11 protein-coding genes are annotated in these 11272 nt (G+C 45.5%); 4 read left to right on the forward strand and 7 right to left on the reverse strand.

What is annotated here, in order from left to right; translation table 11 throughout:
* Window positions 1-643: 643 nt before the first annotated feature.
* From ACXLDX_RS12080 to ACXLDX_RS12095, 4 genes are all read right to left on the reverse strand, one after another.
* Window positions 644-1045, reverse strand: a complete 402-nt coding sequence (locus ACXLDX_RS12080) for a hypothetical protein (RefSeq protein ID WP_457577438.1) — start codon at window positions 1043-1045, stop codon at window positions 644-646.
* Between the two features lie 65 nt (window positions 1046-1110).
* On the reverse strand, window positions 1111-2754 hold the full coding sequence (locus ACXLDX_RS12085; protein ID WP_457577439.1) for a putative sulfate exporter family transporter: 1644 nt from the start codon (window positions 2752-2754) through the stop codon (window positions 1111-1113).
* A 12-nt stretch (window positions 2755-2766) separates the two neighbouring features.
* Window positions 2767-3063 (reverse strand): DUF5395 family protein, encoded by a 297-nt coding sequence (locus ACXLDX_RS12090; protein ID WP_457577440.1) that lies wholly within the window; start codon window positions 3061-3063, stop codon window positions 2767-2769.
* A gap of 14 nt (window positions 3064-3077) precedes the next feature.
* Complete coding sequence (locus tag ACXLDX_RS12095; protein WP_457577441.1) at window positions 3078-3266, reverse strand: hypothetical protein; 189 nt, start codon at window positions 3264-3266, stop codon at window positions 3078-3080.
* Between the two features lie 800 nt (window positions 3267-4066).
* Here ACXLDX_RS12095 and ACXLDX_RS12100 point away from each other — a divergent pair.
* Window positions 4067-4732, forward strand: a complete 666-nt coding sequence (locus tag ACXLDX_RS12100) for a response regulator (protein ID WP_457577442.1) — start codon at window positions 4067-4069, stop codon at window positions 4730-4732.
* 181 nt (window positions 4733-4913) lie between these two features.
* On the opposite strand, the gene ACXLDX_RS12105 is transcribed toward ACXLDX_RS12100, so the two are convergent.
* Window positions 4914-5816, reverse strand: a complete 903-nt coding sequence (locus ACXLDX_RS12105; protein WP_457577443.1) for an MBL fold metallo-hydrolase — start codon at window positions 5814-5816, stop codon at window positions 4914-4916.
* A gap of 459 nt (window positions 5817-6275) precedes the next feature.
* On the opposite strand from ACXLDX_RS12105, the gene ACXLDX_RS12110 reads away from it, so the two are divergent.
* Window positions 6276-7877: an acyl--CoA ligase family protein gene (locus ACXLDX_RS12110; RefSeq protein WP_457577444.1), complete on the forward strand. Its 1602-nt coding sequence runs from the start codon at window positions 6276-6278 to the stop codon at window positions 7875-7877.
* Between the two features lie 144 nt (window positions 7878-8021).
* Here ACXLDX_RS12110 and ACXLDX_RS12115 read toward each other — a convergent pair whose 3' ends face one another.
* Window positions 8022-8456: a hypothetical protein gene (locus ACXLDX_RS12115; RefSeq protein WP_457577445.1), complete on the reverse strand. Its 435-nt coding sequence runs from the start codon at window positions 8454-8456 to the stop codon at window positions 8022-8024.
* 191 nt (window positions 8457-8647) lie between these two features.
* On the opposite strand from ACXLDX_RS12115, the gene ACXLDX_RS12120 reads away from it, so the two are divergent.
* The gene (locus tag ACXLDX_RS12120; RefSeq protein WP_457577446.1) at window positions 8648-9199 is read left to right on the forward strand and encodes a CBS domain-containing protein; all 552 of its coding nucleotides are present in this window, start codon (window positions 8648-8650) and stop codon (window positions 9197-9199) included.
* 77 nt (window positions 9200-9276) lie between these two features.
* Window positions 9277-10698: a transferase gene (locus ACXLDX_RS12125; protein WP_457577447.1), complete on the forward strand. Its 1422-nt coding sequence runs from the start codon at window positions 9277-9279 to the stop codon at window positions 10696-10698.
* Between the two features lie 353 nt (window positions 10699-11051).
* Here the strand turns inward: ACXLDX_RS12125 and ACXLDX_RS12130 are convergent.
* A partial coding sequence (locus tag ACXLDX_RS12130; protein ID WP_457577448.1) for a hypothetical protein occupies window positions 11052-11272 on the reverse strand: 221 nt, incomplete at its 5' end.

Consider the following 11272-nt stretch of genomic DNA (forward strand, 5'->3'; position numbering starts at 1 on the left):
AAATGAAAAAATGAATCAAAGTATTATTTCAATACTTGATTATCCATGAAACTCAGCCAAATTGTGGATGTGCCTGTTTTATCAGGCTAGCCTACGGTCAAAAATCACTGGAAATCTCAATTGATAAGGAATCCAAATGAAAAAGTGTCAGTCCAGATCATTTTATAATCAGTCTAATGTGATTTTTGAAATACGCCTGATAAAACAGGCACATCCCCAGACTCACAAATAACAGGCTGAGTTTCATACGTAATCAGAATTTTTTAAGCAGATAGACTCCAATGTCGTTAACTTAGTCTCTGTTCAGAAATGAGGATTTTTGTTCGAGATCAAGACGCACGGGAAATTTTACCGCGGGTATATAATTGATATCGGAGTCTACGTTTACCTCCGAGGATAAAATTTTTCGGGCAACGCAGATATCGGGCAAAAAGACCAACTATGGCCAGGCACTAACTTAAGGACAAGATGATTCAGAAAAGTCCCATTCTGACCTTGGACGAGGTCGGAATGGGACTCATCGCTTAAGTTAATGACATTGAGTGTTCACTGATAATACAGCCTGACTGGAGATGTTCATAAATTCCTGAAAAATTTTCAGTCCGTTTTGCGACTGGATCTTTTTCCCCGTGAAGAAAACAGACTACAGAACAATCCCTCTTTTCTTCAACTCACTGACAGAAAGTCCGTTCTCCTCAAGCAAACTCATTATTTTCTGGCGGGGACCGATATTGGAAATAAAAAGCAAACCGATCAGCAGGAGAAAGAAAAGTGTGCTGAAATGACCTTCACCCCACAGCGTTGAAAAGGCAAGGGGAATAAAAAGTACCCCCATGTACAGCATCCTCTCATAGGCTGTTTTCAGCAATACTCTTAATATTGAAAAATCTTCTTCAGCCAGTTCCGGCAGCAGATGATGATCCAGAAGAGAAAGCGCCCGTCGTCGAACCCGAAAGAGATAGATGATTGAACTGCCTGTCAATAAATAAAGGAGAGCTGTCAACATATCCGCAGCCATAAACACACCATCCGTAATTACCACCATCCAGTACTCAGAGGATGATCTGTAATACAAAACTCACAGTGACAGATCATCCTCTGTTGATTGCCTCAGTTGACAATAACTCCGGCCATATTCGGGATCTGCATACCGTGATGAAACAGGTAGGCAATAATGACCGCCACGGGAATAATAAAGAGAAAAAGAGAGACAAAGTAAACCCAGACCATTTTACCGAACTGGGCTTCCGCCAGTTTCTTGAAATCGGTTATTATTCCAAGACTCATAAATGTCAGCATGAAAAAGAGTTTTCTCATGCCTTTTTCAACGGCAACAGCACCCACCTTGGCATTTTTGAGAACCGCCAGTCCCTCCGGAGTGGAACCGGACTGTCCCGGGCCAAAAAAGATACCGAGATAGATCCACCAGGCGGCAAAATAACCCAGTACAAACTTGGGGAAGCGAAACCACACTTCCGAGAACGGGACACGATCTCCCTCATGTTTCTCTATTTTATAAACCCAGAACAGGGCAAGAACAAAGGCCCACAACCCGATAAACATATCGATCCAGATTTTAGTCATGACGGCGCTGGTTGTTATGACACCGGGCATCCAGACAATTTTACCGCCGCTCTCCTTCTCAACCTTGGCCCGCATGAACTCATCAAGCAGTTCCCCCGCTGCGGCATCTGCCCCGTCAGTTTTCACGGCCATACCCATGGCGGAACCTGCTACAATCGGATCACTTGTTCCCGGCCAGACATGGGTAAAAACACCGGGAAGAATGACCAGCTCAATTACGGCATAAACAACTACCAGGGCGGAGACCATTATGGAAACAATGGGCCTGGCCCTTACCGCACCGCCGGTTGCCACGGCTGCGGAAACACCGCAGATTGAAATTGCGGACCCCAGTACAGCCGCGGTTTTGCGCGGCAGTTTGAAAATAAGCCGGGAAATCGTATAAACCCCAGGCCAGAAAATCAGGTAAGCCACAACCGTTGCCGCTGCACCGGCCACAAAAAGTTCAAAGGTAAGATGGGCCATCTGCTGGCCGACCTCCGCTCCCTTTGCCCCCAGTTTCGAACCGGTCAGAACAGCCTTGATAGGGAGATAACCCACCTTGACCCCCAGGAAAACAATAGCTGTCTTGATATACCATTCAGGTTTTGCCGCTTCACTGAGATAACGGGCAAGGGGTTTGAAAAAATTGCCGATAATAAGGCCCACCACAAGAGCCAGAATAAAAGAGGCACCGCCGCCCAGGGAGAGGGTGAAGGTGGATGCCGGAAAATGGCTTTTTTTCAGGTCAACAGCCGATGCTGCGAAAAAGGCGTTATGGCCGATAAACCAGACTGCGTAGGTTAAAAAGAAGATGACCGTCCAGCCGACCACAAAACGCTTTATGTCCCATTTCTGAAAATAGGCGCCGATGGTGGTGGCAATGGTAAAAACAATATAGGTAACAAGAATGGAGCCGATCGGCCCAAGTGATTTGTAAGCCGCCTTGGCGGTGAGACTGTATTTCCCGCCAAGGGCGTAAAAGGATTTGTCAATTGTCACTATTTTCTTTGCAATTGCGCCGTCAGGCATGGATGCGACCCAGATTTTCGGATAGGATATCCATCCAACCAGATCGACACCCGCAAGTGTCAGAAGACCAAGAATAAAAAAGGCAAGGCCCAGCCAGACTGCCCACCAGTCCTCTGTAGTGGCCATGCCGGAATACCAGTATCGTTGCGTTTTAGCCATATTTTTCCTCCTCTACACCTGATAGCGAAGGGGGATCTCGAGAATGCGGTTAAAATAATGGTTCATATAGGGCCGCATCCACATGGGTATCACCTCGTTGTCAAAACTCATAAACACATCAAGTGACTGCCCCCGCTTAAGATCTTTTCCCAGAACACTGTCAAGTTTACGATCAAGTTCATTCAATGATGGCGCGCTCAGCCTGATGGAACTGTTGGAAACCGTCCAGTTTCTGCCATCATGATTAAGGATCATTTCGATTACTTTTCTGTGATCCTTTTTGTTGTCACGAAAGAATGAAAAAACCATCGGTTAGTCCTCCATCAGTGAAAAATTGATGTCGGCACCAGGATCAATCCGATAATCAATGCAATAAATGCGCAGGCGAGAGAGCCTAAAACCAGTTTGGTTTCAATGGGCTCCCAGGGCTCAGCCCCTTCAAGAACACTGGATGTATCCAGTTCCTCTCCGGACAGGGATCCGGAAGTATTATCATTTAAGTTTTCTGACATAACAACCTCCTTTTCTGGTTTTCAAACAAACCTGTACCCCACGCACAGGTTTCGTATATAAACGACAGACTGAGAAGACAAAGAAAGACATGACCGAGCCAAATGGCTCAACAGCAAGATATTGAAAATCCCGACTGGGACGATACAACCCTCAGTCGAAAATTTCCTGATAAAAAAAGTGAGGTGATGAGAGAGAACAAGATATCTTTGAGTCATTTTCAATTCACCATGGGCTTTTGGACTACCTGATCGGCATGAAAAGAAAACCAGCACTCAATTACGACCTGTTATCACCACTATACACCATTTCCCGGGAAATGGCTGCTACAATATAGGTGCTACTGTCTGAGATAAATTCATCAGTGCAGTCTGATTTAATATTTATTTATGATTTCATATCATTACAATTTACAACACTTCAATTTTCTTTCAAAAACCGATGTTACTTTCTCCTTTTTCTGCACCTTTTAAGATTTTTGTAAGAAATGGCTGCTACTATCATCAGCGTATCTTGAAAAGCCGGGGCGTCCGTGAGTAATTACAACCCGTGCGAAAATTCGAAACCCCTGACCATCTACAGAATAACGCGACTTGCACGTTATCCACAATAAATATCGTAAATCCTCACAGGGGTAGCAACTATGTGATTCTATTATCTTTAAACTGTAATTGTTCACAGGTGCCACGGATTTTTGCAGGCTCTTCTGTTCGCTATAGCCTGCCTATGCGGACAGAAGAGACCGTGAAAAGCTGGGGTGCCTCTGAGCAATTACTAAATATCTTTTCAGGAGTCTGACATTATGCAGGGTTCAACTCAGTTTAAAATATTGCTTGCCGATGACCATACCTTCTTTCGAAAAGGTATAAAAAGTCATATCGGAAAAAACCCCGAATTGAGCGTTGAAGGAGAAGTGGCCGATGGAAATGAACTGATTCCTTTCCTGGAAAAGAAACCCGTCGATATGATCATTCTGGACCTGCAAATGCCGACCGTAACCGGTCTTGAGGCATTGAACATGGTGAAAAAAAAGTTTCCGCGAATAAAGATCCTGATCTGCAGTGCCAAAGAAAAGAAAAAAGATTTTCTTCAGGCAATGATTGCCGGTGCGGATGGCTATCTTGGCAAACTGGAATCGGACAAGGAGGTTTTTACAGCCATTGAACGAATCCGCACGGGGAAAAAATATATTCCACCACTTCTGGCTTCTGAATTTACCGGAGACCTGATTAAAAGTGTCGACACTACTGGATCGGATCCTTTCATTCATCTCACCAAACGGGAACTGGAAGTACTCCAGCTTCTTGTAAAAGGATTTACGAGCGGCCGGATTGCAGATCATTTTCATTTAAGCATACGGACCATTGAACATCACAGGGCCAACTTATTGCGGAAAAGCAAGCAGAAAAACAGTGCGGCGCTGGTGAACTGGGCTGTAAGCAATGGCTTGACAGAACATGATCCCTGACCCCGGGGACTCGCCTTCCGATCAGCTCTTTTCCGTAAATATTTTTTTCTGATTACGTATGAAACTCAGCCTGTTATTTGTGAGTCTGGGGATGTGCCTGAGTTTCATTGGTAATCAAGTATTTTTTTGAACCAGAAGACCGTGAAATGCGGGGTGCCTGTGAGCAATTGCGAAGTTACTGTCAGACGCCCGGGTAAATTATTTCAATCCAGCTCTCACCGTCGAAATGACCGTCACCCCACTCATCCTCAAGATCAGCTAAAGGTTCTTTCTCCGCTGCCTCTTCAGCAGTGACTCCGGCCGCCTTCAATTTTCTCAAACGTTCATAAACAGTCGCCAGCATCCGGCGATAATTCTCAAGCTGCCTCCTGTCCGCAAGAGGACCATGACCGGGAATAATCTTTGTATTGTCATTGGCAATGGAAAGAATTCTGTCCACAGCCTCAATCATTCCCTTCAGAGAACCGCCATGATCAACATCAATAAATGGATAAAAGCCATTAAAAAAAACATCGCCCGTATGGATAACATTGGCTCTTGAAAAATGTATAAAACTGTCACCATCAGTATGGGCATGTGCCACATGCACCGCTTGAACCGTATCGCCATTAAGATGAAAACTGATATCGCGGGAAAATGTGACAACAGGCAATCCCTCTCGCTTGAGCCCTGCCTGTTTCATCTCAAATTCCTTCAGATAATATCCCGTTCTCAATCGTTCCCGGACATTGTGGTGAGAGAAAATCAGGGTGTTTTCCGCCCCAAAATTCTCATTGCCTCCGGAATGATCAGGATGATAATGGGTGTTTATCAGAAAACTGGGCGGGCGGCCTCCGACAGACCTGACTGCTTCCATGATTTCTTCTGTCAATGGAGCAAGTTGATCATCAATCGTAAGTGTTCCACCTTCACCGGTAAAAAGGCCGATATTGCCTCCCTTTCCCTGCAGCATGAAAACATGTTCTGCTACCCGGACTATTGAAACAGTTCCATCAGCCACGCTTTTTTTTGCCTCTGCCTGTGATAAATTCAGATCGTAACCGACAAGTAACAGGAAAAAAATTATAACAATTCTTCGAAACATTGTTCCCTCCTCAATTGAAAACCAGGTAATGGCCTGAACCGAAACCCCTTCAAGGTTATGTCTGCCCGTAAATAAGCAATTTCGTTCAAAATCAAGAACTGTGAAAAAATTTACATCCACTCAAAAAGTGAGTGAGTAAATTCGCTGAATATATCATAATATATTGAAATCAAATCATAATTAAATTTTTTCATTTTCTTAAGTGATCTTATAACATCTTATCTACTTGTAAGCATTTCCGGAACCGGCTCAACGCAGATCAACCAATTTACCGCAACCGGAATTATTCTTGCCGGACTCAATCGCGGGCACACACTCTACCTGCTGTTTTCCACGGAAATATAACTACAAACCGTATTTTTTCTTGCATATCCTGCTCACATGGCCTAATACTGTTGTCTTAATAATTGACCGAGCGCTCAGTTGTTAACCAGAAACCTGTTCCAGAGGAGAAAACCGATGCAGTTACCAAGTGTAAATAAAAGTATCCTGACTCCCGTTGAATTTCTCGCACGAAGCACTCTTGTCTATCCAGACAAGACGGCTGTAGTCTATGGAGAAAACCGCTACAGTTACAGGGAATTTGCCGAAAGAATCTATCGACTGGGAAATGCTCTTAAGAATAAAGGCATTGGCAAAGGGGATAAGGTGGCCTTTATCTGCCCCAATATTCCGGCCATGCTTGAAGCGCATTATGCGGTACCCCTCATCGGAGCTGTCCTGGTCAGTATCAATATCCGCCTTTCTGCAGGGGAAGTATCCTATATCATTGACCATTCCGATGCAAAATTTGTAGTTGTCGACAGTGAGTTCGCAGGGATAGTTGAACCGGAAAAACTGCCGAAAGTGGAGAACTACGTCACGGTATGTGATGTCAATGATAAGGTGTTTTTTGACTCCATGGAATATGAAGAGTTCCTGCAGACAGGTTCACCGGAACCGATTGCCGCAGATATCGATTCAGAAGACCAGCTGCTCTCCCTGAATTACACCAGCGGGACAACCGGTCGTCCCAAGGGGGTCATGTACCATCACCGGGGAGCCTACCTGAATGCAATCGGTGAGATTCTGGAGTCGGGCCTGACTGCCTCTTCCGTTTACCTCTGGACGCTGCCCATGTTCCACTGTAACGGCTGGTGCTTCACCTGGGGAGTAACTGCCGCCGGGGCAACCCATGTCTGTCTCCGGGCTGTAGTTGCCGAAGAGATTTACAGACTCATTGAGCAGGAAGGTGTGACCCACCTCTGTGCGGCCCCGACTATCCTTATCACCATGAGTACCTGGCCGGGTGCCGGTGATGTCAAAATGAAACAACCCTTGAAAATCATGACCGCAGGGGCTCCGCCTGCACCGACAATTATTCGCAACATGGAAGCCATAGGCGCAGATATCACCCATACCTATGGCCTGACGGAGGTCTTCGGCCCCCACAGCGTCTGTGCATGGCAACCCAACTGGGAAACAATGTCCGCCGAAGAAAAAGCCACCATGAAATCACGCCAGGGTGTACCTTTTATCGTCACCCATTTCATGGATGTTGTGAATCCGAAAACAATGGAACCGGTGGCCAGGGACGGTAAAACCATGGGAGAAGTGGTCATGCGAGGCAACAATGTCATGACCGGCTATTACAAAGATCCTGAGGCAACGGCAGAAGCATTTGAAGGCGGCTGGTTCCACAGCGGCGACCTCGCCGTCATACACCCCGACGGTTATATCCAGATTATGGACAGAAAAAAGGATATCATCATCAGCGGAGGAGAAAATATTTCGACCGTTGAAGTGGAAAGCGTCATCTACCAGCATCCCGACGTGCTGGAGGTAGCCGTTATCCCGGTACCCGATGAAAAATGGGGCGAAGTTCCCAAGGCCTTCATTGTCGCCAAACCGGGATCAAACCCCACAGCAGAAGAAATCATCGCCTTCACCAAGGAACATCTGGCTCGATTCAAGGCCCCGAAATATGTAGAATTTGATGAGCTGCCCAAGACAGCCACAGGAAAAATCCAGAAATTCAAACTCCGGGAAAAAGAATGGCAGGGTAAACAACGAATCGGTTGAAACAAACCACCATGGCCGGGCTCCATGGCTCGGCCATTTATGCCCAGCGGATACAAAAAACTAATGAAAATCCAGGCTGCGGCAGTACAACCCCCAGCCTCGGATTTTCAGATAAACACAGCAGTCCATTCACTGGACTGCTGCTTATCTCATCTTCCTCCAGCCTTCCTCACTGAAACGCTGCTCGCGTCCAACGCCCCAGGTTTTCATGGCATTGAGATAGCCGAGAAAATCCGTTGCGGCCAGCTTCCGAATCTCCTCCCGCTCACGATTTCTCGTCTCTGCATCATCAGGAGTGATCCCCACCCAGGTGACATACCCGCGGTCAAAAACCCAGCCCGCCGTCAATTCATCAGCCGGCAGACCAAAGGTGGATGAATGGGAGCGGATAATATCCATATCCAGTTCAAGAACCCAACCATTGTCCCAGACATACTGACTCTTTTCTCTATCTATCTCACCGCTGCAGGCAGGGCAGAAAAGATTGAGCACAGAACTCTGATCAAGAACCATCTTTCCAAAAAAAAGCTCAGTACTGCTCTTTCCGCAACTGCATCGGATTGGATAACTGTCACACATCCGTAATTCCTCCTTTTGTTTTTATACATACTTGTTCAAGAATACATAACCCGGAAGAAAGATACCTTGATTTAGATCAAATCTTTTGACAAACTCACCTAATTACTCTAATTTTTTGAAAAACTATGCATGCAATCTCATGACGGTTACAAGACCTTGAGATTTATATATTAAATTTAATGAGGTGAAAAATGAAAAACTATTCAGTAAAGGATCTGACGATCCCTATTGATGAGTATGCAACGGTGTCCATGGACACAACTCTGGCTGATGCCATCATCGCTCTCGAAAAAGCCCAGGAGGCGTATACCAGCAAATACCAGCACAAGGCAATTCTGGTCCTCGACAAAAAGAATGATGTTGTCGGCAAGATTGATCAGCTCAGGGCTCTGCAGGCCCTTGAACCGGATGATTTCCAAAACAAAATCGAGGAAATGAGACAGTTCAAATTCAGTGAAGAATACCTGGCCGGCCTGCGTGACAGATATCGTTCAGCTGATCCAATCATCATCGAGAATTCCATGAAATTACTGGCCACAAAAAAAGTTACGGAATTCATGCAGAAGCCCAGAATCGGCGAATTTGTGGATGAGGGGGCAAGTCTTGACACAGCTATTCACAAGCTTATTGCCGGCAGACTTCAATCCCTGCTTGTTACCCGTGAAGATAATATTATCGGCATACTGAGGCTGTCAGATGTCTTTGCAGCCGTCTTCCATGAAATGCGGGTTCTTGAAAACTGATCTTCTCCAAAACTCCAGAATCCCTATAACAAGTACTCTCTTTCCGGGTACGCTCACAATAAGGAAGAATATATATCATGTCAGAATTACTGAAACTCTATAACAGAATTGTCCAGAGAGTAAATATCAATCTACGGGAATTGAATTTTGATATCACCCCTTTTGCAAAAGAACTGATTCAACCCGACAATATGAATAAATTCTACGCTTTTTACGGTATAACACCCGACCATCCCCTGGATCTTGACTTCCAGCATTCAGCTCTTGCAGGAAGCTATTTCCTCGGTAAATGCCGTGTTACAAACTCTGTGCTGTACAAGAGTGATATCAGGGGAGATGAACTTAAACGTGAAGGCCATATCTTTAAATATGGCAGTTTCGATATCCCGCTCACACGGGATGAGGCGATTATTATCGACGACAGTGCCCTGGTCAAAACCCTGGTGCATAACTTCTCACACGATCCTGAAACCCCGGAAACCTTTTTTATTAAAGACACCCTGGCCATGGATTACTCAAATATCCATGGTGCTCCGAGTGACGGCTGTTTTCTCGGACCTTTTGCCACCGTCGATCTGACCACCATGAGAGACTGCGCCATCGGTGCCTATTCCTATATCCAGGCCGGAGAAATACACCATCTGGATATTGATCCCGGAACTATCTGGGTCAACAGTCCCCATAATTTCAATTTCCTCTACACCTACCCGGCCAGACAGCTTTCACAGTATATTTCTTTTTCCCCTGAGCATGTCCCGTGGGGTATACTTTTTGATTTCATTGACAGCCGCAAAGAAGCGTTCCAGCGTGTTTTTGACGCCGTCAACCTCGAAGCCATCGAATCTGTTCCGGCGACCGCGTCCCTGGACAGGTACGCGGTGGTTCTGCCAACTATTAAAATTGAAGATAATGTTCTTATTGCCCAGAGAGCCTACCTTGAAAACTCATTTCTCGGCAAAGGATCCAATGCCCAGGAAAACTGTTTCATTATCAATTCCCACCTCAGCAGTTTCAATGTAACCGCCCATGGAGCAAAACTGATCTGTGCCCATCTCGGGTCAGGAGTATTTACCGGTTTTAACAGTTTTATCTACGGAAAAGATGATGCCCCTGTTACCGTTGGCAGCGGATCAATAATCATGCCTCATACCATTGTCGATATTGATGAACCACTGGAGATACCGGCTAATCATCTCGTATGGGGCCTGATCAGAAATAGAGAGGAACTGAAAGAAAACAGTGTTTCCCTGGATGAGCTGAAAAAAATCGAAACTTCTTTTTCCAGGGGTCGCTTGCATTTTGAGGGAAAGGGGGCACTGTTTGTGAAAGCCTTTCAGGACCGCATCCACCACATTCTTGACGTAAACGGCGCTTTTTATGACAATGGTGAAAACGCTGGACATGCCCAGAGAAACCAGAACCTGTCTCTAAATACCATCCAGCCCTTCCAGTTCGGTAAAATGGAAGGAATGTACCCCGGCATCAGGATTAAACCATAAAAATACTTAATTACCCATGAAACTCAGCCAAATTGTGGATTGGGCCTGTTTTATCAGGCTGGCCTACGGTCAAAAATCACTGGAAATCTCAATTGATAAGGAATTCAAATGAAAAAGTGTCAGTCCATATCATTTTATAATCAGTCTAATGTGATTTTTGAAATACGCCTGATAAAACAGGCCCAATCCCCAGACTCACAAATAACAGGCTGAGTTCCATACGTAATCAGCGTTCCACCTGGGTGTTATCGGGTCAAATTTAAAAATAACTTTTGTTCTTTAGAAGAAAATAAATTGTTCTGCTGATGATAGCCTGTAACGATTTACCCGCCAAGTCAGGTTTTGGTAATCTTTCAGTAAGGAACTTTACGGTTTGGAGGCAGTATGTCACCTGAGAGTGTGTTGACCTTTTTTACGGCTGTTTTTCTTTTTGCCATAACCCCAGGGCCGGGAACGTTTGCCCTGACAGGCAGGGCCCTGGCGTTCGGTTGGCGGTCCTGCAGAGGTATGGCGTTCGGCATGGCCTTGGGTGATGTGATATACCTGGTTTTTGCATGTTTAGGCCTGGCGATAG

The sequence above is a fragment of the Desulfomarina sp. genome (assembly GCF_054039375.1).